This window comes from Haloferax sulfurifontis ATCC BAA-897 (assembly GCF_000337835.1).
In the GTDB taxonomy this organism is placed as follows: Archaea; Halobacteriota; Halobacteria; order Halobacteriales; family Haloferacaceae; genus Haloferax; species Haloferax denitrificans.
This window is the reverse complement of record NZ_AOLM01000024.1, coordinates 1-23,795: the sequence shown is the minus strand read 5'-3', so window position 1 is coordinate 23,795 and position 23,795 is coordinate 1. Positions and strand designations below refer to the sequence as shown.

Genomic DNA, 23,795 nt, shown 5'->3' with positions numbered 1-23,795 from the left:
GGTCGAAGGACAGAGCGAACCTGACGCGCGCCGCGTCGGTGCGGCGTCGCTTTCTGCGGTCGGTCGCGTTACTCGTCCAGTCGCTCGCGGAGCAACTGGTTCACCGTGCCGGGGTCGGCGCTCCCCTTGGACTTCTGCATGACCTGTCCGACGAGGAAGTTCAGCGCGCCGCCCTCGCCGTCGTGGTAGTCCTCGACGGCGTCGGGGTTCTCGTCGATTGCCTCTTGGACGAAGCCGCCGATTTCGTCGTCGTCGGCCTTCCCGAGACCCTCCTCGTCGACGATGGTGTCGGGGTCTTTGCCCTCGTCGAGCATCTCGCGGAGGACGATTTCCTCGGCGTTCTTCGTCGTCACCTCGTCGGCGGCGACGAGCTCGACGAGTCGCGTGAACTCGTCGAGGCGGTCCGACACGTCCGTGATGTGCATGTCGCGGTAGTTGAGTTCGCCGAGGAGGTTGTCGGCGACCCACGTCGCGGCGAGGTCGGCGTCGAACTCGGCGGCCACGTCCTCGAAGAAGTCCGCGACCTCCTTGGTCGAGGTGAGCTTCGAGGCGGACTCCTCGTCGATGCCGTACTCGGTGTGGAAGCGCTCGCGGCGGGCGTCGGGAAGCTCCGGAATCGGAATCTCCTCTTTCCAGTGGGCGACCTGGAGCGGCGGGAGGTCGGCCTCGCGGAAGTAGCGGTAGTCCTTTTCTTCTTCCTTCGAGCGCATCGAGACCGTGATGCCGCGGGACTCGTCCCAGTGGCGCGTCTCCTGTTCGACAGCGCGACCGCGCTTGATGGCGTTCTTCTGGCGGGTGACCTCGTAGGCCAGCGCCTTCTCTGCGCCCTTGTGGCTGGAGATGTTCTTGACCTCGGTGCGGTTGGCCGCTTCGAGCGCCTCGTCGGAAATCGCGCCGTCGTCGTCGACCTCGTCGGCGGGGACGAGCGAGATGTTGGCGTCGATGCGGAGCGAGCCGTCGCGGGTGGCGTCGAACACGCCGAGATATTCGAGCACCTCTTCGAGCTTGGCGAGGAACGCGCGGGTCTCTTGGGGGCTCCGGAAGTCGGGCTCGGTGACGATTTCGACCAGCGGCGTGCCGGCGCGGTTGTAGTTGACGAGCGTGTAGTCCGCCGTGTCGATACTGCCGCCTTTGTGCTGGAGGCTCCCGGGGTCCTCTTCGAGGTGGGCGCGGGTGATGCCGATGTCGCGGCGGGTGCCCTCGACAGACACCTCGAGCGTCCCGTCGGCGCAGATGGGCGCGTCGTACTGGGTGATCTGGAAGTTCTTGGGCAGGTCGGGGTAGTAGTAGTTCTTCCGGTGGAAGCGGGTGTCCTCGGCGATGTCGGCGTTCAGCGCCTTGCCGATTTTGACCGCCGACTCCACCGCCGCCTCGTTGAGCACCGGGAGCGCGCCCGGTAGCCCGAGGCAGACGGGGCACACGCGGGTGTTCGGCTCCTCGTCCTCGGCAGGCTCGGTCGAACAGCTACAGAAAATCTTCGTGGCCGTTTCGAGTTGAACGTGGACCTCCAACCCGATGACGACCGCGAGTTCGCGCTGTTCGAGCGCTTGCGCAGTCATTGGCCGCGCTTCGACGGCGGTGGGCTAAAGACTAACGGGACTGGTCGCAGAGCCGCTCGGCCGCGGGTGGTGTCCCGCCGCGCGGCCGTCACACCTGACAGACAATTACTAACGAGGTTTTATATACCGGCGTTTCATCTCCACGATTCACAGACTTTGTTCACATATGACAAACGATACCACTGCTGATAGATGGGCACCGATTCGGACCGCCGGTCGGCTTTCGGCGCATCTCCGGACGCATCTGACGGTCCTTCTCATCGTCGTCGTCGCGGAACTCATCGGCACGATAACGTTCCCGCTCGGACCGGGTCAGGTCGTGCTCCTGCCGCTTCTGTACGCTGTCGTCCTCGGGCTCGGCGTCAGTTACAGCGTCCTCGGGTCGGTCATCGAACCCCTCCGGTCGGTCGTCGACGAGGACGTGAGCCGCATCGCCTCGCCGCTTCTCGTCATCGCGCTGATGCCGCTCGGCGTCAAGTACGGGACGCTCGTCGCGCCGTCGTTCTACGACCTCGTGGCGGCCGGGCCGGCGTTCGTCTTACAGGAGTTCGGCAACCTCGGCACGATTCTCATCGCGCTCCCGCTCGCCCTGCTTTTGGGCCTCAAACGCGAGTCCATCGGCGCGGCGGTCAGCATCGCCCGCGAACCGACCCTCGGCGTCATCACCGACAAGTACGGCATCGAGTCGCCCGAGGGTCGCGGCGTCCTCGGCACCTACATGACCGGTACGGTCCTCGGAACCGTCTTCTTCGGCCTGCTCGGGGGTTTCGCCCCCGCGACGGGGCTTCACCCGCTCGCGCTGTCGATGGCCTGCGGCATGGGGTCGGCGAGCATGATGACCGCCTGTTCCACGTCGCTGGCGGCGGCCGCCGGCGGCGCGGGCGTCGCCGAGGACCAGATTCTGAGCTTCGCCGCGACGAGCAACCTCCTGACCGGCATCACGGGACTCTACATGGTCATCCTCGTCGGTCTCCCGGTCATCACGCGCCTGTACGCCGTCCTCGCGCCCGTGTTCGGCCGCGACACGGCCGCGGCCGACGGAGGTGAGTGAGATGTCGATGTCCACGCCGGAGTTATCCGTCGAATCGCTGAAGATGTTGCTCGTGGTCGCGTTCCTGACGCTGACGGCCAACTTCATCGCCACCGGCACCGGCTTCGTCGCCGCGCTCCCCGGCATGGCGCTCATCGTCCTCATCGGTCTCGTCGCCCTGCTCATGGGGCGGCTGATTCCGCTCGACCTGCCGGCGTTCGCCTACGCGATGATTCTCGCGTTCGCGCTCGCACTGCCGTTTTCGCCGGTTCAAGCGCCGTTTCTCGCCGCCGTCGGCGAGGTCGACTTCCTCGCGACGACGACGCCGATTCTCGCCTACGCGGGGCTCTCTATCGGGCTCCAGACCGGGAAGATGAAGGAGGTCAGCTGGAAGCTCGTCCTCGTGGCCGTGTTCGTCTTCTTCGGGACGTTCTTCGGCTCCGCGCTCATCTCGCAGGCCGTGCTCTCCGCGCAGGGGATTATCTGATGGCGACCCCCGCAACCTCCGCGACCCCCGCGACCGACCGCCGCGCGCGCCGGAGTGAGACGCGATGACCGGCGACGACCGAACCGCGACCCTCAAAGCGCGCGTCTGCGACGCTATCGACGACCGCGCGGACGAGATTATCGCCTTCGCGAAGGACGTGCAGGCGGAGCCGGAACTCGGCTACAAGGAGGTGAAGACGACCGAGAAGGTCGTCTCGCTGTTCGAAGACCTCGACCTCGACGTGGAGACGGAACTGGCGATTACCGGCGCTCGCGCCCGAGCGGGGTCGGGCGACTTCGTCGCCGCCGTCCTCGGCGAACTCGACGCGCTCGTCAACCCGGACCACCCGATGGCGGACCCCGAGACCGGCGCGGTCCACGCCTGCGGCCACAACGCCCAACTCGCACAGCTCGTGGGGACCGCGTTCGGCCTCGTCGGAAGTGGCGTCGTCGACGACCTCGACGGCGCGGTCGAGTTCGTCGCCGTCCCGGCCGAGGAGTACCTCGACCTCGACTACCGGCGCGGCCTGCTCGAAGCCGGCGACATCGAGTTCTTCGGCGGCAAACAGGAGCTCATCCGCCGCGGCTACGTCGACGACTGGGACGCCGCCGCGATGATGCACGCCGGGAGCGACACGCCCGAGCGGACGATTACGAGCGACTTCTCGACGAACGGTTTCGTCGGTAAGTTCGTCACCTACCGCGGGACCGAGGCGCACGCCGGCGCGGCCCCCGAAGAGGGCGTCAACGCGCTCAACGCCGCGATGCTCGGGATGAACGCGGTCCACGCCCAGCGCGAGCGCTTCCGCGACGAGGACCACGTCCGCGTCCACCCCATCATCACCCGCGGCGGCGACGGCGTCAACGTCGTCCCCGCCGAGGTGACGATGGAGTCGTACGTCCGCGCGGCCTCCGTCGAGGCCGTCGCCGAGGCGAACGAGTCGGTCAACCGGGCGCTCGCCGCCGGCGCGATGGGCGTCGGCGGCGACGTGGAAATCGAGGACTACCCCGGCTACATGCCGCTTCGGACCGACGAGACGATAGTCGCGTTCTACGACGAGAACGCCCGCGACATCGTCGGCCCCGACGCGGTCACGGAGGGGTCGCCGCACCTCTCGGGGTCGACCGACATGGGCGACATCACGCAACTCGTCCCCGGCATCCACCCGTGGACCGGCGGCTTCGAGGGCGCGGTCCACGCCCGCGACTTCCGCGTCGTCGACGAGGAGATGGCCTACGTCATCCCCGCGAAACTCACCGCCTGCACGCTGGTCGACCTGCTCACCAGCCACGAGGCGATGGCGGCGGTCCGCGAGGCGAAAGCCGAAAAGCGCGGCCGCGAGGAGTACCTCGACGCGGTCCGGTCGCTCCGGGCGACGACGACCGAATCGTACCGCGACTGAGCGCCCGCCGACGGCAGGCCGGCGACGCCCAGAGCGACCGACGACGCGGGTCCGGGGACGTTCCCACTCGCACACGTATCACATTTTCGGTGATTGTCTGACGCACATTTATGTCTCACGCGCGGGGCTATGTTACCCATGAGTAACCGGGTGGAGGAACTCGAATCCAAAGTCGCAGAACTGCAGGCCGCCGTGAACGGGCTCACCGAGGAACTCGTCGAGACCAAAGAACGGCTTCGACAGCTCGAAGACGCCAACGACGTGGAGGTCCCCTCGCGGGCCGCGACCCGTCGCGGCGACTGGGAGACCGAAGACGACCCCGCCGCGGACCCCGCCGCGGAGACCGCCGAAGCCGACGAGGTGGCGTCGGCCGACGGCGATGAGACTAAACCCGACGAGGCCGACGAGACTGACGAAGGCGACGGCGAGACGCCCGACGACGACATCATCGTCGCGTAATCGGGCGCGCCGTCCGAGCGAGCGCGCCCCGTGTTCATGCGGCGCGCTCCACCTGCGGGCGTCGCCCGCGTGAACACCAACCCATGCACATCAAAGAGCTCGTCCTTGACGGTTTCAAGAGCTTCGGGCGGCCGACTCGCATCCCGTTCTACGAGGATTTCACGGTCGTTACGGGCCCGAACGGTTCCGGCAAATCGAACATCATCGACGGCGTCCTCTTCGCGCTCGGCCTCGCCCGCACCCGCGGGATTCGCGCCGAGAAGCTGACGGACCTCATCTACAACCCCGGTCACGCCGACGGGAGCGACGAGGCCGCGAAACAGCCCAAAGAGGCCAGCGTCACGGTCGTCCTCGACAACTCCGAGGGGACGCTCGACCGCTCGCAGGTCGTCAACGCCGCCGGGACCGACAAGGTCGGCGACGTCGAGGAGATAACCATCAAGCGCCGCGTCAAGGAGACGCCGGACAACTACTACTCGTACTACTACCTCAACGAGCGCTCGGTCAACCTCTCGGACATCAAGGACCTGCTCGCGCAGGCGGGCATCTCCCCCGAGGGCTACAACGTCGTCATGCAGGGCGACGTGACCGAAATCATCAACATGACGCCCTACCAGCGACGGGGCATCATCGACGAAATCGCGGGCGTCGCCGAGTTCGACGAGAAGAAAGACGCCGCCTTCGAGGAGTTGGAGGCGGTCGAAGAGCGCGTCGACGAGGCGGACCTCCGCATCGAGGAAAAGGAGACGCGCCTCGACCAACTCGCCGACGAGCGCGAGACCGCGCTCACCTACAAGGGACTCCGCGAGGAGAAAGAGGAGTACGAGGGCTACCTGAAGGCCGCGGAACTCGAAGACAAGCGCGACGACCTCTCGCGGACCGAATCGCGCATCGAGTCCACCGAGGCGGACCTCGAAGACTTGCAGGCCGAACTCGACGAGCGACAGGGGAAAGTCACCCGCCTCGAAGAGGACCTCGAAGACCTCACCCGCGAAATCGAGCGCAAGGGCGAGGACGAACAGCTCCGCATCAAGTCGGAGATGGAGGAGATAAAAGGCGACATCTCCCGGCTGGAGAACGCCATCGAGGCCGCCGAGGAAAAGCGCGACGACGCCGAGGCCGAGCGCCGCAAGGCGTTCATCGACATCGACCGCAAGCAAGAACAGATAGACGACCTCGAAGACGACATCCGCGAGGTCAAAGTCGAGAAGGCGTCGGTCAAAAGCGACATCCAGTCCAAGCGGGTCGAACTCTCCGAGGTGCAGGCCGAAATCGACTCGGTCGACACCGAGTTCGACGAGCTGAAGTCCGAACTCGCGGCGAGAAAGGAGACGCTCGACGAGCTCAAAGACGAGAAGAACGATCGCCAGCGAGCCAAGGACCGCCTGCTGGACGACGCGCGCCGCCGCTCGAACCAGATTTCGGAGACGCGGGACGAACTCGAACGCGCCCGCGAGCGCGTCCCCGAACTGAAGGCGACGATCTCCGACCTGCACAGCGAACTCGACACCGCCGAGAAGAACAAGGCGAAGATAGACGGCGTCATCGAGGACCTGCAGGTCGAGAAGGCCGACCTGAACGACGAACTCTCGGAGGTCACGGACGAACTCCAGACCAAGCAGTCCGAGTACGCCCGCCTCGAAGCCCGCGCCGGCAAAGACGGCGACAACTCGTGGCCCAGAGCGGTCACGACCATACTCAACGCCGGAATCTCCGGCGTCCACGGCGCGGTCGGCCAACTCGGCTCGGTCGACGGCGAGTACGCCAAGGCCTGCGAGACGGCCGCCGGCGGTCGCCTCGCCAACGTCGTCGTCGACGACGACGGCGTGGGGTCGTCCTGTATCGACCACCTGAAGTCCCGCAACGCGGGTCGCGCGACGTTCCTGCCCATAACGAAGATGGACAACCGGGGCCTCCCGCGCAAGCCGAACCGCCCCGGCGTCGTGGACTTCGCCCGCAACCTCGTCGACTACGACAGCCAGTACGAGTCGATTTTCTCGTACGTCCTCGGCTCGACGCTCGTCGTCGAAGACATGGAGACCGCCCGCGACCTGATGGGCGACTACCGCATGGTCACCCTCGACGGCGACCTCGTCGAGCGCTCCGGGGCGATGACCGGGGGCTCCGGCGGCGGCTCTCGCTACTCGTTTTCGAAGTCCGGCGAGGGCAAACTCGACCGCCTCGCGAAGGAGATTACGAAGCTCGAAGACCGCCGTCGCTCGCTCAACGAGGAGATTCGGGACATCGACGACGACCTCGACGACGCCCGCGGGCGGGCCTCCGACGCCGCCGACCGCGTCCGGACCATCGAGCGCGAAATCGAGGACGCAGAAGAGGACATCGAGGAGGCCGAAGCCGAAATCGACCGGCTGAACGACCGCATCGACGAACTCCAGTCCGAACGCGAGTCCGTGGACGAGCAGATGTCCGACCTCGACGACGAAATCGCCGACCTCGACGACGAAATCGAGACGGTCGAGGCCGCCATCGAGGACATCGAGACCGAGCTCGCGGACTCCGAGATTCCGAAGCTCACCGCCCGCGCCGACGAGATTCGCGCGGACATCGACGACCTCGAAGACCGGATGTCCACGCTCGACGGCCGGCTCAACGAGGTTCAGCTCGAAAAGCAGTACGCCGAGGACGCGGTCGACGACCTCCACGACACGGTCGAGGCCGCCCAGAACCGCAAGGCCGAGGCCCGAAGCTCCATCTCCGAGGCGGAGTCGAAAATCGAGGAGCGCGAGGACGACCTCGAAGCCAAGCGCGAGGCGGTCGCCGAACTCGAAGAGGAACTGGTCGACCTCAAAGACGACCGCAAGGAGCTACAGGCGGACCTCCGTGAGGCCCGGAGCGCCCGCGACGAGAAGAAAGACCGCGTGAACGCGGTCGAATCCAAGCTCGAAAGCATGCGCTCGGCCGCCGAGCGCCTCGAATGGGAAATCGACGAGCTCGAATCGCAGGTCGGCGACTACGACCCCGACGAGATTCCCGACCACGACACCGTCGAGTCGGAAATCGAGCGCCTCACCGAGGAGATGGAGGAGCTCGAACCGGTCAACATGCTCGCCATCGACGAGTACGACGACGTGAAAGCCGACCTCGAAGACCTCCGGGAGCGCCGCGACGTGCTGGTCGAAGAGCGCGACGCCATCGCCGACCGCATCGACCAGTACGAGTCCCAGAAGAAGGCGACGTTCATGGAGTCGTTCGACGCCATCGCGGAGAACTTCACCGATATCTTCGAGCGCCTGTCGAACGGGACGGGCCGCCTTCAGTTGGAGAACCCCGAAGACCCCTTCGAGGAAGGGCTGACGATGAAGGCCCAGCCGGGCGACAAGCCCATCCAGCGCCTCGACGCCATGTCCGGCGGCGAGAAGTCGCTGACGGCGCTCGCCTTTATCTTCGCCATCCAGCGGCACAACCCCGCGCCGTTCTACGCGCTCGACGAGGTGGACGCCTTCCTCGACGCCGCGAACGCCGAGCGCGTCGGCCAGATGGTCGACGACCTCGCGGGCGACGCCCAGTTCGTCGTCGTCTCGCACCGCTCCGCGCTCCTCGAACGCGCCGAGCGCGCCATCGGCGTGACGATGCAGGGCGACAACGTCAGCGCCGTCACGGGTATCCAGTTCGGCGGCGACGAGGCCGGAAGCGACGGAAGCGACGCGGACGGGTCGGGCGGCGGCGACGACTCCGGCGGCGACGACTCCGAGGACGGCGCGGACGGTAGTGACGGCGGCGAGGCCGACGCGGACGTGGAAGCGGAGGTTCCGGCGGATGACTGACGACATCCCCGAGCTGAACCTCTCTCGCGGGCGCGGCAAGCGCGACGCGGGCGACGGCGGTGACGACGCGGTCTTCTCGTTCGCCGGCGACGACGCCGCGTCCGATTCCGAGGCGGACGCCGCCCCCGCCGAACCCGACGCGATGGACGAGGTGCTTCCCGAGGACGTCTCGGAGACTGACGACGACGAGGTGGAACCGGTCGAACTCCTCGTCCAACTCGCCAAGGAGGGGACTATCGACCCGTGGGACATCGACATCGTGGAGGTCACGGACGCTTTCCTGAACCGCCTCGACGCGATGGACCTCCGGACGACCGGCCGGGCGCTGTTCTACGCGAGCGTCCTCCTTCGGATGAAGTCCGACGAACTCCTCGCGCCGGACGAACCCGACGAGGAGGAACTCGAACCGTGGGAACTCGCCCTGCAGGGCGGCGACGAGGGCCACCCCGGCGACCCCGGCGACGGCGGCGGCGGCCCGCCCGGCTTCGACCCTATCGACGCGCTGGAAGACGAGATGGACCGGCGGCTCGAACGCAAGCAGGCCCGCGGGTCGCCGGAGACGCTGGACGAACTCGTCCGCGAACTCCGGGAGGTCGAACGCGGGTCGTGGTGGAAGCGCCGCCGCGAGTACGACACCTCCGAGTCGCCGCGCGGCTTCTCCCGGGGGACGCAGACGCTCGACTACCACACGCCCGGCGAGATGCGCGGCGCGGGCGAACCCACCGAAGACGACGTGACGGGGACCGCACACAACGAGGACATCGAGGCGGTCGTCGAAGCCGTCGGCGACGTGCTCGCCGACCACTACGAGAAGGGCCGCGACGAGGTGCTGTTCGCGGAGATACGCGACGTGGCCGACACCGTGATGACGACCTACCTCGCGCTCCTGTTTCTGTCCCACCGGGGCACGGTCTATCTCAAGCAGGACGACCTGTTCGGCGACCTCTGGATTCGGAACCCCGAGGTGTTCGACGCCGACCCCGGCGCGGGGTCGGAAGTCGATTCGGACGCGGCAGACGCCGACAGAGCGGACCCGGAGGCGGTCGACCGCGGTTCCGACGCCGCCGCCGGCGACGGTGACGACGCCGACGACCCCGAACTCGAAGCCGAGGCCATCGCGGACGACTAGCTATTTTATCCGACCCGCCGTCACTCTCGGACGTGCCCCACCCGACCCTGCTCTCCAGCACGCTCCGACGGCTGACGGTCGCGGTCTCGGTCGTCACGTCGACGCTGTTCGCGGCGCTCGCGGCGGCTATCCTGTTCCCCCAGTCGGCCATCTGGACGTGGGCGCTCCTGTTTTTCTTTCCCATCTTCTGGTTGCACTGCTACTTGCCCGGCTACGTCTCGTACAGTCCGACCTCGTTCGGTCGCGTCCGCGAGGTGGTCACGTCGCCGGGGGCGGTCCGCGAGTGCGTCGTCTGCGGCGAGGCCGACGACCGGGGCGTCGTCCGGGAGTTCAGCACGCAGTTCGTCGCCGCGGGCGTCCCGCTCGCGACGACTGACCGCGGGGAAAACGAGTACTGTACGCGCTGTCACGCGGTCGAGTTCTCGCCGACCGACGAGGCGGCGCGCGGCGAACGCGAGGTTTCGGAGCCGGAGAGCGATTCGGCAGAATCCGCGGAACTGAACGACTGAATCCCCGGCTCAGTCGACGTACTCGTCGATGAGCGGCGCGAGCTTTTCTTTCGTCTCGGCGGGGATGGCGTCGTCGGGCGTGTTGATGGTGCCTTCGAGCGCGGAGTGACTGTCGGTCTCGTGGCCGTCGGGAATCTTGCGGATGGCGGCCTCGACGGTCTCCTTGATGGCCTCCTCGTTGGCGGCGGCGTTCTTCAGCACCTCGTCGAGCGTGACTTCGCTGTCTTCCTTCCAGACGTCGTAGTCGGTGACGCCGGTGATGGTCGCGTAGGCCATCTCGGCCTCGCGGGCGAGTTTGGCTTCGGGGATGGTCGTCATGCCGATGACGTCCCAGCCCTGCGCGCGGTAGTGCTCGCTTTCGGCCTTCGTGGAGTACGACGGCCCCTCGATGCAGACGTAGGTGCCGCCCTCTTGGACCTGCGCGTCGGTCGCTTCCGCGGCGGCCTCGGCGAGGATGGAGACGAGTTCCTCGTCGTACGGCATCGCGAAGGGCTGGTGGACGACGATGCCCTCGTCGAAGAACGTAAGCGGGCGGTGTTTCGTGCGGTCGTAAATCTGGTCGGGGACGACGAGCGTCTGGGGCGGCAGGTCCTCTTTGAGGCTCCCGACGGCGTTGCTGGCGAGGACGTGGGTGACGCCGAGTTTCTTGAGCGCGAAGATGTTCGCGCGGTAGGGAAGCGTCGTCGGCGAGTGCTGGTGGTCCGGGCCGTGTCGCGGGAGGAAGACGACCTCGCGGCCGGTGTCGCCGAACTCGCCGACGACGGGCGTCGTCGAGGGCTCGCCGAACGGCGTCTCGACGGGTTCCTCGCGGGTGTTCTCCAGCGGGAGCGCCTCGTAGATACCACTGCCACCGATGAATCCGATTTTCATACTCGAAGGTCGGGCAGAGCGCACAAAATCGTGGCGAATCCGGGGCTACACCACGACGCCGTGGTTCAACAGGTAGATGAGCACCGACAGCGCGGGCACGCTGAGAAGCGTCGTCGCGAAGACGGCCGCGGAGACGAACTCCGCGAGCGAGGTGGCCGAGCCGGTCCCCGAGGCATCGCCGAACTCCGCGACGAGGATGAGCGGCGTGACCGCGGCGGGCATCGCGGATTCGAGGACGAACGTCCGCGCGACCGTCGGGTCGCCGAAGCCGGCGACGAGCGCGATACCGACCGCGACGGCGGGCGCGACGACTATCTTGAGCGCGGCGACGACGCCGACCTCCGAGAGCGTCGAGCCGAGGTCGGCCCCCGCGAGCTGGATGCCGAGGATGAGGAGCATCATCGGAATCGACGAGTCGCCGACGAGCCTGAGCGTCTCCATCGCGGGGACGCCCGTCGGCGGGACGACGCCGAGCCAGCGAGCCGCGAGGGCGGCGACGACCGCGTAGACGAGGGGAATGCGGGCGATGCGTTCGAGGCCGACGCGCCACCCCGGCGCGCCGCCGTCGCGGTCGGCCCCTCGCCCGGCGATGTACACGCCTAACGTGTAGATGAGGACGCTCTGGACGGCGAGGTAGACGACGGCCGTCGAGCGGCCGGTGTCGCCGAAGGCAAAGGAACTGACGGGGATGCCGTAGTTCCCCGAGTTCGGAAAGGCGGCGACGAGAACGAGCGCGCCGAGGAGGGGCTCGGAGACGCCCGCGAGCCGGGCGACGCCGCCCGCGACGAGGAGCATGGCGACGTGGTAGGCGACGACGCCGGCGGTGATGGTCGCCAGCGTCTCGCCGGCGAGTTCGGTCGTCGCGAGGCTGTAGAACACGAGCACCGGCGCGAGGACGTACACCGTCACCGTGTTGAGCGGTTCTGGGTCCACGTCGCGGACGCGCCCGAGGAGAAAGCCGACCGCGCCGATGGCGAGAATCGGCAAGAGCGCACTGACGAAGATAGAAAACAGCGACATGCGCGTGCCGACGAGCGGCACCCAAAGGAACGTTTCGCTTCGGGCGAGACCGGGCGGTGGGCGACTGTGAGAGGTCGGAGGGACGTCGAAGCAGACGGTCGAAGCGGTCGGATACGTGGCCCCGTTGGTATTCTCGTCTGGTGATAGTTTGTCGAGACTGTGCTGAATCCCCGGTGTGAGTCTTGTGTCCAGTGTCCGTGCGAACAGTCTGTTACCGGCGTGTACTGTCTCTCCGTCTTACTCTGGCCGAAACGAGTCGTCGGGGTCGAACCGGCTAAACGTCCGAAATAGCTGACCGTACGAAATCTCATCTATTTAGTATATATGCTCAGGAGTCGTCGTTACGGTGAGGTTTGTAATGTCTACAAAACGCGTAGCAGCCGAAGACGACGTCCGAGCCGCATCCGACCAGTTCTACGGGGCACTAGAAGCGATGGCGAACGGGAACGCCGACTCCATGGCGGACAGCTGGTCACACGAGGACGACGTGACGACCATGCATCCAATCGGTGGGCGGGAAACGGGATGGGAGGCCGTCTCCGGGTCCTTCGCCGGCGTCGCATCGGCGAGTTCGGATGGCACGGTCACCCGGTCGGACCAGGCCATCCGCGTCATCGGCGACGCCGCGTACGAACTCTGTACTGAGTCGGTGTCGTGGACGTTTGCGGGTGAACCGATGTCCCTGGAGGGTCGGACGACCAACGTCTACCGGAAGGAGAAAGGCGAGTGGAAGGTCGTCCATCACCACGCCGACCTCCACGCCGAGTTCGCCGAGAAAGTGGCGAACATGGGTGCCTGAGCGACCGACCGCCGGACGTCCGTACGATTCGACGGCCGCTTCGCCCGACATCCGGTCCTGTTTTCGCCCGTGAGCCGCGACGGCGTCTCTACGGGCGGTCGCAACCGCGCTGACTACATCCGCCGTCTGGGTCACACTCGCCCTGTCGACCTCAAGAGAATTCAACAGCGCCGAAGCAGTCGAACGAGGCCGGAGCGAGCGACCCCGCGTTCAGGCTCCGACGCCGTCGTTTTCGAGGAGTCGCCACGCGCCGTCGCCGGTGGACTCGACGTAGCCGCGGCGCTCCATCTCGGACATGACTTCCGGCATCCGGTCGGGTTGGGCGATTTCCATCTCGATGCGGTCCACGTCGTGGAACTCCGCGAGGTAGTGGCGGACGTCTTCGAGTTCGAACGTGTCGTCGTCGGCCTTCGCCATGACGCCCGAGGTGAGGTCTATCATGTCCTCGATGAAGTTCCACGGGTAGACGACCCACGCCCACGCTTCGAGGCGCTCGCCGACGTAGTCGGGTTCGAACTCGCTGGTCTGGAGGAGTTGGAGCGTCGCGGTCCGGACCTCGCCCGCGTTGCGCTCGTTGACGTACTCGTGTGCGCGCTTGATGGAGCCGCCGGTGTCGGCGATGTCGTCGATGATGAGCACGTCCTTGCCCTCGACGCTCCCTTCCGGCATCGGGTAGCGGACCTCCGGCTCGTTCGACTTCTGGGCCGTCCCGACGTAGTGTTCCATCTTCAGGCTCGTCAGGTCGTCCAGCCCGAGGAAGTCACAGATACACCGGCCCGCGAACCAGCCGCCGCGGGCCAACGCGACGATGACGTCGGGTTCGAACTCGGATGTCTTGACCTCGTCAGAGACGTCGCGGCAGAGGCCGTAGATGTACTCCCAGTTCGTGATAGTACAGTTAAACTCGTCGGGGAGGTCGCCCATATCTTCCGTTCACCGTGCGTACTGCCGCGCCTGACGCCCTTTAATCTGTACGACTCGCCCCGCCCGTGTGTCGGCGTGCCAAAACCGCTCGAACCGGCGTTATTCAACAACTAACCGGGAAATCCGTCGTTCAGGCGGACACTAACGTATGTTAACAAGGGGCATAGTTATATCGAGCGCAGGAGTATGCGGATTTGTAGGTGAAACAGGAATGCACACGTGTGGTAACTGTGGTGAGTTCGTCTCCCGCGACTTCGTCCGCGTCTTCGGCAACGACATGGACGAGGTCGTCGGGTGTCCCGGCTGTATGAACATGCGCGAAGTGATGCAGGGCGACGGCGCGGCTCAAACGAGCGGCCGCGTCCGGTGGACCCGCGCGTGAATCGGTCGCGGTCGACCAACTCGCGCCCGAACCGCGCCCGCTCGTATCGCCCTCCTCCCTTCTCACACGACCCGACCGCCGACCCGCTGGTTTGATACATCGCCGTGCAGTGCGCCTTTCCATGGATAGCCGACGCGCCCTCCTCGTCGACGCTTTCACGACCGAACCGCTGTCCGGCAACGCGGCCGGGGTCGTCCCCGACGCCGACGGCCTCGACGCGGAACAGATGCGCGCCGTCGCCGCCGAACTCGGCGCGAGCGAGACGGCGTTCGTCTGCTCGTCGGCCGCCGCCGACCGCCGCATCCGCTATTTCACGCCGCAACAGGAAGTCGACCTCTGCGGCCACGCGACTATCGCGGCTCACGCCCACCTCGCGGCCGAGCGCGAACTCGAACCGGGCACGCACACGCTGGAGACGAACGTCGGCACCCTCGACATCGAACTCGGCGACCTCGGCGAGGTGTGGATGACGCAGGACGCGCCGACGGTCCGGCCCTTGGAGGTCGACTACGACCGCCTCGCGGCGGCGCTCGGCGTCGACGACGCCGCCCTCCGCGACGTTGGCGCGGACCTCCCGGTCGCGGTCGCCTCCACCGGGCTTCCCTTCCTCGTCGTCCCGGTCAACTTCCTCGAACACCTCTCGGGTGCGGACCCGGACGACGCCGCCATCGCCGACCTCGCCGCCGAACACGACACGGCGGGCGTCTACGCCTACACCTTCGACGCCATCGACGGCGACTCGACGCTCCACGCGCGGTGTTTCGCGCCCGGCATCGGCATCTCCGAGGATCCCGCGACCGGCACCGCCGCCGGCGCCTGCGGCGCGTACCTCCGGCAGGTCGGCGCGTTCGACTCCATGCCCGACGAACTCCGCATCGAACAGGGCCACTTCGTGGACCGCCCGGGAACCGTCCGCGTGCGGGTCGGCGCGGAGATTCGCGTCGGCGGCCGGGCGGTGCAGTCGCTCGACGGCGAAATCGTCGTTCCGGAGTTCGCAGACGACGACATCATCGAAGCCTGAGACCGCAGTTCGAAAACGAGACGAGACGCGAAGAGACGCGAAGGGAAGAGAGGCGTCGAGACGAGACGAGAGACGACGGCCCGCGACGCCGGAGCGGCCTCAGCCGATGTACCGGAGGTCGTCGTCGCTGGCGATGGTTCCCTGCTGTTGCTGTTGCATCTCCTGGATCTTCGCGGCGACCTCCTTCATCTCCTCCGCGCGCTCTTCGAGCGACTCGAAGTCGACGCTGAAGTCGAGGAGGTCCTGCAGGACTTCGATGACGACCTGCGCGCTCTGGGGGTCGACGAGGTAGCCGCTCGTCTCGCCCATCAGGCAGGTCGCGTCGAGCCCGCGGCGACCGCCGAGGCCGAGAAGCAACCCGGAGACGCCGACGACGCCGCCGGCGGGTTCGTCCTCGCGGAACTCGACGCCCGCGTCTTCGAGTTCGTCGAGGCGGGACTCGTCGGCGACGGCCCCGAGGACCGACGGCTCGTCGACGAGTTCGCCGGTCGGGACGCCGCCCAGCGCGAACAGGCGCTCGACGCCGAACTCCTCGGCGATGTCGAGGAAGGCGTCGGTGAGGTGGTAGTGTCCCTCGTTCGACTGGGCCTGGTGGTCGCCGGTGAGAAGGAGGAGGTCCGGCCCCTCGCCGGGCGTCTCGACGGCGTGAATCGCGACGTGAGTCAGCTCGGCGACGCCCTCGTCGATGGTCACCTGCGGCGGGAACACGTCGGCGTAGACGCGGCGGACCAGCGTGGCCTCCTCGAACTCCTCCAGCAGGTGCTCGACGGCGAGTTTGCCGACGTTCCCGACGCCCGGTAGCCCCTCGATGAGCACGGGGTCGGTGAGGTCGACCTCCTCGACAGCCTCGATTTCGATGTCGTCCATGCACGTAGTGGCGGACGCGCCGGTTAAGAGAGCGTCGGTAGCCGAAGCCGGCTACTCCGACTCCTCGGCGAGACGGCGCTTCCGCGCGCGGCGATACTCGCCGTAGGGGTCTTCGGGGTTGTACGGGGCGGGCGCGCTGTTCTCCGTGGGTGCGCCGCACTCCGGACAGGTCTCAGAAAGCGAGTACACCGGGCGGGCGTGGCGGTCGCGCCACGCGCTACACACCCGGATGTCCGATTTCATGCGATTACTCTTCGTCGCCGCTACGTTCGCGGTGGTACTCCGCGGTGCCGCCCGCGGCCTCGATGACCTCGCGGGCGCGAGCGACGCTCGATTCGAGCTCCGTCTCGGCGGTCTTGTAGTCGGGCGCTTTGACCTTGACGCGGTACTCGGGCGCGCCGACGTACGTGACAGACAGCTCGATTTCGTCGCCGATTTCGCCGTCGCCCTCGGCGGCCTTCAGGGCCTCTTTCACGTCGTCGACGCCGTCGCCCGCGGGCGAGCGCAGGTCGACGTAGCCAGTGACGTTGACGTAGGGCACCGACACGTTCTGACGCGCGGTGTCGACGATTGCTTCGAGTTCGTCGTCGCCGAGTTCGACGCCTTCGAGCGCCTCGATACCGTGAATCGCGGCCTGCTCGAAGCCGTCGTAGAGCGACTCGAACTCGGCGAGCAGGGCGTCGGCGATGGACTGGTAGCGGTCGTCGGCGATGTCCTCGCCGAACGCCAGCGCCATCCACTTGTCGGCCTTCTGCTCGTTTTTCCACTCCTGAATCTTCTCTTTGCGCTGGTGCTCGTTGACGTCCTTGATCGAGAGGTCGATCTGCTGGGAACTCTCGTTGACTTCGAGCACTTTAGCGACGACTGTCTGTCCCTCGCGGACGTGGTCGCGAACGTTCTTGATCCATCCGCTGGCGACCTCGCTGATGTGGCAGAGGCCGCGTTTGTCTTCGTACTCTTCGAGGTCGACGAAGACGCCGAAGTCCGCGATATCGTCTACCTTTCCGACGACGAGTTCGCCGGGGTCAGGCCATCCGCTGTACTTCATACGAGGTCCTCCGGGGAGTTACGCCTCAAGTTCGTCGCTGTCGCGACGCTCGACCGTCTCGACGACCTCGCCGTGGAACTCGGCGTTGCCGCCGGTCGGCGTGGCGAGGGTCGTCCCGCAGACGGCGCAGTTGACGACCGAGGAGGCCTTTCCGAAGACGACCTGTTCGTTCTCGCAGTCGCTACACGCGACCTTGTAGAAGTTTCCTGCCATGATTTACTCCTGGAACTCCAGGCGACCGGCGCGCCAGCCCTCGCGCATGTGGGCCTTGCCGCAGTCGGAGCAGATGTACTTCAGGTGGGTCTTCTTCGTCGGCTTGTCGCCACCGGGGACCTTGGAGAACTTACCGGCGTTACCGATAGTGGCCTTGCCGCGTCGCGTCTGACGGGCGTTCCACTTCATCCCGGTCGGGCGTCCCGTCCGGACTTTCTCCACTTCGTGTTCGTGGTGTCCCTTGCAGTTCGGGCAGTACGTGTTGAAACGGCGTGGCATCTGCATAGATATCGACCTTGTGGTGGGTTTTGGTGTGGCCCGTTAAAACCCGTTTGGTTCGACGCGGCCCCTGAACCCGCCGCGACCGGGCGTTCGCCATGTTACGTGTGGGCAGGCCACGGAGGGGGCGCGACCGCGACGCACCCGCCTCGCGGGGCACGCCCGAAGCCGAAGCGATTAAGCGGTGACTGTACCAATCCCGGCACATGAAGAAGCTCATCATCCACGGCGACCCCGGCGTCCGGCGCGACGGCGTCATCGAGCACGACGGCGAGGAGTACGTCCTGTTTTCCGTCGACCGACAGGGCGACTGGCACGGCCCCGACCGCGTCCAGCTGTGGTGTACCGTCGGCACGGAAGACGAGCGCGAGGCGTTCGAAAAGCGCGAGTTCGTCCCGCACTGGCTCGACACCGAGGGCGTCGACGCCGAGGCCGTCGAGGTCGTCCGCGAGCGCGGCGCGGCCTAAGGTAGCCTCGCTTCTTCTACCTCGTAGACCGCGACCGACCCCGACCGGTGGACCGGCGTCAGCCACGCCACGTCCGTCTCTATCTCCCCGTAGCGAGCGCGCTCGCCCGGGCCGACCCACACGTACTGCACGTCGTACTGCTCGATGAGCCGCGCCCGCGTCGACTCGCTTCCGACGTACATCGCGTCCACGTCGCGCACGCGGTCGTAGTACGCCTCGGGGCCGCGGTAGCCGACTTCGTGCGCCCAGCCGGCGACCGTCGGCACGCCCGTCAGGCTCGATTCGGGGTTCCCGCGCCAGCCGTACATGACGGTCTCGCGCTCGTCTGTCACCGTCTCGGACCACGTCGTCCCCGGCGCGGTGAGCATCGTCGGGTTGCCCTCGACGGTCTCGTCGAGCCACGCGATGGCCGTCGACTCGTTTCCGTGCCGCCACTCCGCGAAGGCCGTCGCATCCAGCGTCTCCTCCTGTCGGGGCGAGTTCGCGTGGTCGACGACGGCCAGTCCCCCGTACACCGACGTGGAGGCGACGAGGAGGACAACGAAGCCGACGCCGGCGACCCGGACCGCCCCCCCGCGAACGCCGAGGTCGACTCTCGGGAGCGACACGTCGCCCGCGGCGACCGCGTCGCCGACGAAGCCGGCCAACACGGCCCCCATCGCGCTCCCCCAGAGCACCCACACCTGCATGTACGTCTTGAACACCGTGTTCATCCGACCGGGGCCGGCCTGCTCGTTGACGTAGACGAGTTCGACGAGCGTCACGAGGCCCGCGCCGGCGACGACGAGCACCGTCTCGAACCGCGGGTCGTCGGCGAACCGGAGGAGCACCCACCCGACGGCGACGAGGGGCGCGACGAGCGCGAGCGCGGCGAACGACTGGGCGGCCGCGACGACGGTCAGCGCCGCGACGCTCCCGATGAGGACGGCCCACTCGCGCCTGCCGAGTCCGTCTCGGGAGCCGAGGCGGCGGACGTAGTACCCCGCGAACGCCGCGAGGAACGCCCCGTGGACGAGCGCCAGCGCGCCGAACCCGCTTCGCTGGTCGGGCGACAGAAGCTCGACCGTCCGGGCGCTCCCGCCGCCCGCGACCGCGCCGAGGAGGAACGGACTGGCGAGGCCGGCGGCGGCGACGCCCGCGAGTCCGACCGCCGCGACCGCGCCGACGAGGCGGGCCACTTCACCGGCGACTGGGCTGTCGCCGACGACCGAGCGAACGCGCTCCCGACCGGGAAATAACGTCCACGGGCGTGCGGGCGCGAAGACCGTCCCGAGGAACAGCACGCCGAACACCGACGGGAAGCTCCACGTGTCGACGACGACTTGGAGCGCGCCGACGAGCGTCGTCGCGGCGACGAGGAGTCGGCGCTCGCCGACCGCCTCCTCCGGCGTCCGGAAGTACGCAAAGGCGAGGCCGGCCGCGAGGAGGAGGAACGGCGTGCCCATCATGTGGGCGTGGAGGTCGCCGTTGAGCCACGCGAAAAGCGGGAACTCGTTGATGGTGCCCGGAATCACGCGGCTCGCGTCCCAGTACGAGAAGCTCGACGTGCCCGCGAGCACCTGCGAGACGGTGTACTGCGAGCGCTCGGCGACGGCCTGCGCGACGGGGCGGCGGAGCCCCTCGGGGAGCGCGGCGAGGAGGAAGCGCCCCGCGGTGACGAGATTGCTGGCGAAGCCGACGAAGAACGCCGAAAGCAGGCCGGCGAGTCGGCCGTTCGCGCCCGCGGCGGTCGCGACGCCCCGTCCGAGTTCGAACGCCGCGGTGACGAGGAGGCCGAAGAAGCCGGCGAGCGCGAGGTTGTAGGCGAACGACGGGTCGGTGCCGGCGAGCCGCGCGAGGAGAGTCGAAACGAGGTGGCCGCCGTAGTAGTAGCGGACCGGCTCGCCGGCGAACCACATGTCCTCCGGCGGGAGGACCGACGCGCGAGCGAGCGACTGGAGGAGGCCGAAGTCGAGGAACTTCTCGCCGCCGCCGGCGTGGACTGCCGGGTCGAGCGCCCGGAGCGCCACGGCGAACAGGAAGGCGACGAGGAACACCGCGGCCGCGTCGGCGACGGCGCGCCGGTCGATGTCGAGGCCCGGCGCGAGTCGGAGGTCGCCGCGGCGGAGCGCGCCGAGGTCGAGACCCGCGACTGCCGAGGCGACGAGGAGCGTCCCGACGCCGGCGACGAGGGCGGCGGAGCCGAACGAGAGGTGGCCGACGTAGTAGGCCGGGAGGGTCAACGCGACGAGCGAGACGGGGAGGGCGAATCCGGCACCGCGGCCCGGAAGTCGTCGGAACAGGCGGGTAGCGAGTGGAAGGCCGACCGCCCAGAGGGCCGCAAACAGCAGTAACCACCGGACAACGAGGGCGTACTCCATCTGTCCGATGACTGCGCCGCAGGTGCAATACGTTTTGTGATGGCCGGTGCGTCACAGAGCGGTTCGCTTTTTACCCCATTGAGTGAATGGTCGTGCATGTCGCAGTCTGTCGGGGTGGTGGTCCCCGCCTATCGGCCCGACCCCGAGCGTCTGGTCCCCTACGTCCGCGCCCTCGTCGAGGCGCTGGACCCCGATGCGGTCCGCGTCGAACTCGACGCGCCGCGGTCCGAGACGCTCGACGCCCTCGACGACCTCCCCGCCGTCGCCGACGTGAACGCCGTCGACGCCCGCCGCGGCAAGGGCGCGGCTATCACCGCCGGATTCGAGTCGCTCGGCACGGACGTCCTCGCGTTCGCCGACGCCGACGGGAGCACGCCGGCCGCGTCGATGGCCGACGTCGTCGCCGCCGTCCGCGACGGTGCCGACCTCGCCGTGGGGTCGCGCCGCCACCCGAACGCGACCGTCGCCTCCCACCAGACGGTCGCCCGGCGCTACCTCGGCGACGGCTTCGCGTGGCTGGCCCGCCACCTGACCGAGGTCCCGCTGTACGACTACCAGTGCGGCGCGAAGGCCGTCACCGCCGCGGCGTGGAACGACGTTCGGACCCACCTGTACGAGTCGGGGTTCGCGTGGGACATCGAACTCATCGCCGTCTCGGGCGCGTTCGGCCACCGCGTGGCCGAGGTGCCGGTCGTCTGGGAGGACCAGCCCAACTCGACGGTCTCGCCGGTCGACACGACGCTCAAGATGGCCCGCGGGCTCCTCCGGTCGCGCCACCGCGCCCGGACGATCCGCGAGGACCGCCTCCACGAACTCCTTGACGCTCGGAGCGACGAGCGGAGCCTCGTCGAGCGGTTCTCGGCGGAGGTCACGGATGACTGACCGCCTGTCGGAACTCGCGTCCGGCGTTCGGTTCGGCAAGTTCGCCTCCGTGGGCGCGGTCGGCGCGGTGTTCGACCTCTCTCTGAGCAGTCTCCTCATCGTCTTTTTCGGCGTCGCCAACGAACTCGCGAAGCTCGCGGGCGCGGAACTCGCCATCGTCGTCATGTTCGTCATCAACGACCGCTGGACGTTCGCGGGGGCCGGCTCGGACCTGCTCACCGCGAAGGTGCGGCGCTTCGTGAAGTCGAACCTCGTCAGGAGCGGCGGCCTCCTCGTGCAGGTGCTCGTCGTCCGGGCGCTCGGCGAGGTGCCGCTGTCGATTCCGGTCGCCGGTCTCGACCTCTGGGAACTCATCCCGCTCCCCCTCGCTATCGGCGCGTCGATGCTCCTGAACTACGTCGCAGAAAGCCTGTTCACCTGGCGCATCGCGGCCCGTTCGAGTCAGCGCGACTCACGGTGAAAATTGACACACGGCTCCCGAAACAGAAGTCTTAACAATAGCAGACTCGTTTGTTGATTCAGCGGGATGGGATAGCCAGGAGATTCCGCCGGGCTCATAACCCGGAGATCGGTAGTTCAAATCTACCTCCCGCTATGGTTTTGCCGACCTCAACTCCTAAGCGCCGAGTCTCGGCTCGGCGCGACCCACGAGGTCGGCCACATAGCTCAGTAGAGTTGAACCGGGGAGCGTCAGCGACCGAGGTTCAAATCTACCTCCCGCTATTCTCCTGAAAACTACACCCCAAGCGGCGCGTTTCATTGCGCCGCGGCGGCCCGTTTTTCGTGGTAATCCCAACAGGTAGTTTGAACCAGAGAATCGAGCGAAGCGAGATTCGCGTCGTTCAAATCTACCTCCCGCTATGGTTTTGCCGACCTCAACTCCTGAGCGCCGAGTCTCGGCTCGGCGCGACCCACGAGGTCAGCCGCATAGCGCAGTAGAGCTGAACCGGGGAGCGCCGCGAACCGGTGCGAATGAGGTCTACGTCTACGTTCTCGAACTCGCGACAGCGTGAGTCCCGAACCTTCAGAAGTTTCAAATTTGAAACACATATTGATAATCACTCCGCGAGTAGGGCCCGAGTATGCCCTCTACAGATTCGGGAACAGAGCTTTGGTCTGCGGTCCAGCGAGCGATACTCGGCGGACTCCTCGCCATCGTCGCGATACTCGGGTTCGGTTGGACACGCCAACTGGGAACCGGAAATCTCCTCGTGGGTAGCTTCGGACTCCTCCTGTTCGTGGGTGCTGGCTACTGGATACTCTCCCTCTTTCGGATGGGTCTCGACGAGTGAGGGCGAGACTTCGCGCCGTCGTCCCAATCGACCGCTTTCGAAGGAGATTTTCGACCCCGACCCAACGAGAGCACAATGAGCGACCTCGAACGAATCTGCGCGGTCGGCGACGTGCCCGACGACACGACCTTTCTCTTTCGGGTCCGCGCGGCCGACGACGCCGACGCCGAGGAGCGCGAGGCCATCCTCGTGCGCACCGACGACGGCATCCAAGGGTGGCTGAACTACTGCATGCACCTGACGCACATCAAACTCGACAAGGGCTCGGGCGCGCCGATGCGAAACGGCGAGGTCATCTGCCAGAACCACGGCGCGTACTTCGAGGCCGACACGGGCTACTGCAACTACGGCCCCTGCGAGGGCGCGGTGCTCGACGACCTCGAAATCACGGTCGACGGCGACCACGTCTTCCTCGCCGACGACGAGTTCGACTACGTCGGGCAGGGCGAAATCGAGACCGACCCGGCCGACCGGAGTTCGAGTTCGAACGTCGAGTTCTGACGGCGAGCGCGGCGGCGCGACTCAGTTCTCGTCGTCGCCGACACTGTCGCCGTCGCCACCGCCACCGCCACCGCCGTAGTGGCGTCGCTCCACGTAGTCGTCGTAGAGCCGCGAGAGCAGTTTTGTCACCGGGCCGTCGCCGACCTCGATGCCGTCGACCGTCTCGACGGGTCGGAGTTCCCACGTCGAGTTCGTGAGGAACGCCTCGTTCGCGTCGCGCACGTCGTCGGGCGTGAAGCGCCGCTCCCGAATGGGGATGCCCTCCTGTCGAGCGAAGTCGAGGACGACGCGGCGGGTGATGCCCGGGAGGACCGGGCCGTCGAGACTCGGCGTGCAGAGCGCATCGTCGTCGACGAAAAAGAGGTTGCTCGTCGCGCCCTCGGTGACGTAGCCGTCGGCGTCGAGCATGAGCGCCTCGTCCGCGCCGGTGACGCGGAGTTCGACGCGCGCGAGGATGCCGTTGAGATAGTTGTGCGTCTTCGCCCGCGCGGGGAGCGACCGGTCGGGGGC

26 protein-coding genes and 1 tRNA gene are annotated in these 23,795 nt (G+C 67.2%); 16 read left to right on the top strand and 11 right to left on the bottom strand.

Features of this window, described 5'->3' with window-relative positions; all coding sequences use genetic code 11:
* Positions 1-68: 68 nt before the first annotated feature.
* Positions 69-1,559 (bottom strand): Asp-tRNA(Asn)/Glu-tRNA(Gln) amidotransferase subunit GatB, encoded by a 1,491-nt coding sequence (gene gatB / locus C441_RS14305; RefSeq protein WP_004970148.1) that lies wholly within the window; start codon positions 1,557-1,559, stop codon positions 69-71.
* 166 nt (positions 1,560-1,725) lie between these two features.
* On the opposite strand from gatB, the gene C441_RS14300 reads away from it, so the two are divergent.
* The 7 genes from C441_RS14300 to C441_RS14270 all read left to right on the top strand — a co-directional run bounded on the left by C441_RS14300 (position 1,726) and on the right by C441_RS14270 (position 10,360).
* Complete coding sequence (locus tag C441_RS14300; protein ID WP_007275718.1) at positions 1,726-2,610, top strand: DUF3100 domain-containing protein; 885 nt, start codon at positions 1,726-1,728, stop codon at positions 2,608-2,610.
* A gap of 1 nt (position 2,611) precedes the next feature.
* On the top strand, positions 2,612-3,076 hold the full coding sequence (locus C441_RS14295; protein WP_007275717.1) for a hypothetical protein: 465 nt from the start codon (positions 2,612-2,614) through the stop codon (positions 3,074-3,076).
* A 64-nt stretch (positions 3,077-3,140) separates the two neighbouring features.
* On the top strand, positions 3,141-4,478 hold the full coding sequence (locus C441_RS14290; protein WP_007275716.1) for an amidohydrolase: 1,338 nt from the start codon (positions 3,141-3,143) through the stop codon (positions 4,476-4,478).
* 138 nt (positions 4,479-4,616) lie between these two features.
* Positions 4,617-4,937, top strand: a complete 321-nt coding sequence (locus tag C441_RS14285) for a DUF7518 family protein (RefSeq protein WP_007275715.1) — start codon at positions 4,617-4,619, stop codon at positions 4,935-4,937.
* 83 nt (positions 4,938-5,020) lie between these two features.
* A complete protein-coding gene (smc, locus tag C441_RS14280; RefSeq protein WP_007275714.1) occupies positions 5,021-8,722 on the top strand; it encodes a chromosome segregation protein SMC in 3,702 nt (1,233 codons plus the stop codon).
* On the top strand, positions 8,715-9,851 hold the full coding sequence (locus C441_RS14275) for a segregation and condensation protein A (protein ID WP_007275713.1): 1,137 nt from the start codon (positions 8,715-8,717) through the stop codon (positions 9,849-9,851). The genes smc and C441_RS14275 overlap by 8 nt, the downstream gene beginning before the upstream one ends.
* Positions 9,852-9,883: 32 nt before the next feature.
* Positions 9,884-10,360: a hypothetical protein gene (locus tag C441_RS14270; protein ID WP_007275712.1), complete on the top strand. Its 477-nt coding sequence runs from the start codon at positions 9,884-9,886 to the stop codon at positions 10,358-10,360.
* 9 nt (positions 10,361-10,369) lie between these two features.
* On the opposite strand, the gene mtnP is transcribed toward C441_RS14270, so the two are convergent.
* Positions 10,370-11,230 (bottom strand): S-methyl-5'-thioadenosine phosphorylase, encoded by an 861-nt coding sequence (mtnP, locus tag C441_RS14265; RefSeq protein WP_007275711.1) that lies wholly within the window; start codon positions 11,228-11,230, stop codon positions 10,370-10,372.
* A gap of 45 nt (positions 11,231-11,275) precedes the next feature.
* Positions 11,276-12,250, bottom strand: coding sequence for an AEC family transporter (locus C441_RS14260; RefSeq protein WP_049920618.1), 975 nt, complete (start codon positions 12,248-12,250; stop codon positions 11,276-11,278).
* 358 nt (positions 12,251-12,608) lie between these two features.
* Between C441_RS14260 and C441_RS14255 the strand changes: the two genes are divergently transcribed.
* On the top strand, positions 12,609-13,049 hold the full coding sequence (locus C441_RS14255; RefSeq protein WP_226908732.1) for a YybH family protein: 441 nt from the start codon (positions 12,609-12,611) through the stop codon (positions 13,047-13,049).
* A 210-nt stretch (positions 13,050-13,259) separates the two neighbouring features.
* Here the strand turns inward: C441_RS14255 and C441_RS14250 are convergent, their stop codons facing one another.
* The gene (locus C441_RS14250; RefSeq protein ID WP_004970128.1) at positions 13,260-13,973 is read right to left on the bottom strand and encodes a phosphoribosyltransferase; all 714 of its coding nucleotides are present in this window, start codon (positions 13,971-13,973) and stop codon (positions 13,260-13,262) included.
* Between the two features lie 211 nt (positions 13,974-14,184).
* Between C441_RS14250 and C441_RS20005 the strand changes: the two genes are divergently transcribed.
* Both C441_RS20005 and C441_RS14245 read left to right on the top strand, forming a co-directional pair.
* Complete coding sequence (locus C441_RS20005; protein ID WP_004970126.1) at positions 14,185-14,355, top strand: DUF7563 family protein; 171 nt, start codon at positions 14,185-14,187, stop codon at positions 14,353-14,355.
* A 121-nt stretch (positions 14,356-14,476) separates the two neighbouring features.
* On the top strand, positions 14,477-15,376 hold the full coding sequence (locus C441_RS14245) for a PhzF family phenazine biosynthesis protein (RefSeq protein WP_007275708.1): 900 nt from the start codon (positions 14,477-14,479) through the stop codon (positions 15,374-15,376).
* 99 nt (positions 15,377-15,475) lie between these two features.
* Here the strand turns inward: C441_RS14245 and C441_RS14240 are convergent, their stop codons facing one another.
* The 5 genes from C441_RS14240 to C441_RS14220 are packed head-to-tail and all read right to left on the bottom strand — an operon-like array spanning position 15,476 to position 17,789.
* The gene (locus C441_RS14240) at positions 15,476-16,243 is read right to left on the bottom strand and encodes a proteasome assembly chaperone family protein (RefSeq protein WP_004970122.1); all 768 of its coding nucleotides are present in this window, start codon (positions 16,241-16,243) and stop codon (positions 15,476-15,478) included.
* A gap of 51 nt (positions 16,244-16,294) precedes the next feature.
* Positions 16,295-16,486 carry an RNA-protein complex protein Nop10 gene (locus C441_RS14235; protein ID WP_007275707.1) on the bottom strand — a complete coding sequence of 64 codons (192 nt, stop codon included), beginning with the start codon at positions 16,484-16,486 and terminating at the stop codon, positions 16,295-16,297.
* Positions 16,487-16,490: 4 nt separating this feature from the next.
* The gene (locus tag C441_RS14230; RefSeq protein WP_007275706.1) at positions 16,491-17,291 is read right to left on the bottom strand and encodes a translation initiation factor IF-2 subunit alpha; all 801 of its coding nucleotides are present in this window, start codon (positions 17,289-17,291) and stop codon (positions 16,491-16,493) included.
* Between the two features lie 18 nt (positions 17,292-17,309).
* A complete protein-coding gene (locus C441_RS14225; RefSeq protein WP_004044235.1) occupies positions 17,310-17,504 on the bottom strand; it encodes a 30S ribosomal protein S27e in 195 nt (64 codons plus the stop codon).
* A 3-nt stretch (positions 17,505-17,507) separates the two neighbouring features.
* A complete protein-coding gene (locus C441_RS14220) occupies positions 17,508-17,789 on the bottom strand; it encodes a 50S ribosomal protein L44e (RefSeq protein WP_004044234.1) in 282 nt (93 codons plus the stop codon).
* Between the two features lie 200 nt (positions 17,790-17,989).
* Between C441_RS14220 and C441_RS14215 the strand changes: the two genes are divergently transcribed.
* On the top strand, positions 17,990-18,250 hold the full coding sequence (locus C441_RS14215; RefSeq protein WP_007275705.1) for an HAH_0734 family protein: 261 nt from the start codon (positions 17,990-17,992) through the stop codon (positions 18,248-18,250).
* Here the strand turns inward: C441_RS14215 and C441_RS14210 are convergent.
* Positions 18,247-20,610 (bottom strand): DUF2298 domain-containing protein, encoded by a 2,364-nt coding sequence (locus C441_RS14210; RefSeq protein WP_007275704.1) that lies wholly within the window; start codon positions 20,608-20,610, stop codon positions 18,247-18,249. The two genes, C441_RS14215 and C441_RS14210, sit on opposite strands and share 4 nt — an antisense overlap.
* 96 nt (positions 20,611-20,706) lie before the next feature.
* Here C441_RS14210 and C441_RS14205 point away from each other — a divergent pair, with 96 nt between their 5' ends.
* The 5 genes from C441_RS14205 (at position 20,707) to C441_RS14185 (ending at position 23,285) form a co-directional block, all read left to right on the top strand.
* Positions 20,707-21,492 carry a glycosyltransferase gene (locus C441_RS14205; protein WP_049920609.1) on the top strand — a complete coding sequence of 262 codons (786 nt, stop codon included), beginning with the start codon at positions 20,707-20,709 and terminating at the stop codon, positions 21,490-21,492.
* Complete coding sequence (locus C441_RS14200) at positions 21,485-21,952, top strand: GtrA family protein (protein WP_007275702.1); 468 nt, start codon at positions 21,485-21,487, stop codon at positions 21,950-21,952. Before C441_RS14205 ends, C441_RS14200 begins: the two co-directional genes overlap by 8 nt.
* Before the next feature lie 60 nt (positions 21,953-22,012).
* A tRNA-Met gene (locus tag C441_RS14195) sits at positions 22,013-22,087 on the top strand.
* Positions 22,088-22,574: 487 nt separating this feature from the next.
* The gene (locus C441_RS14190) at positions 22,575-22,784 is read left to right on the top strand and encodes a hypothetical protein (RefSeq protein WP_007275701.1); all 210 of its coding nucleotides are present in this window, start codon (positions 22,575-22,577) and stop codon (positions 22,782-22,784) included.
* Between the two features lie 75 nt (positions 22,785-22,859).
* Positions 22,860-23,285: a Rieske (2Fe-2S) protein gene (locus C441_RS14185; RefSeq protein ID WP_007275700.1), complete on the top strand. Its 426-nt coding sequence runs from the start codon at positions 22,860-22,862 to the stop codon at positions 23,283-23,285.
* Between the two features lie 21 nt (positions 23,286-23,306).
* On the opposite strand, the gene C441_RS14180 is transcribed toward C441_RS14185, so the two are convergent.
* On the bottom strand, positions 23,307-23,795 hold a 489-nt coding region (locus C441_RS14180; RefSeq protein ID WP_007275699.1), incomplete at its 5' end, for an aminotransferase class IV.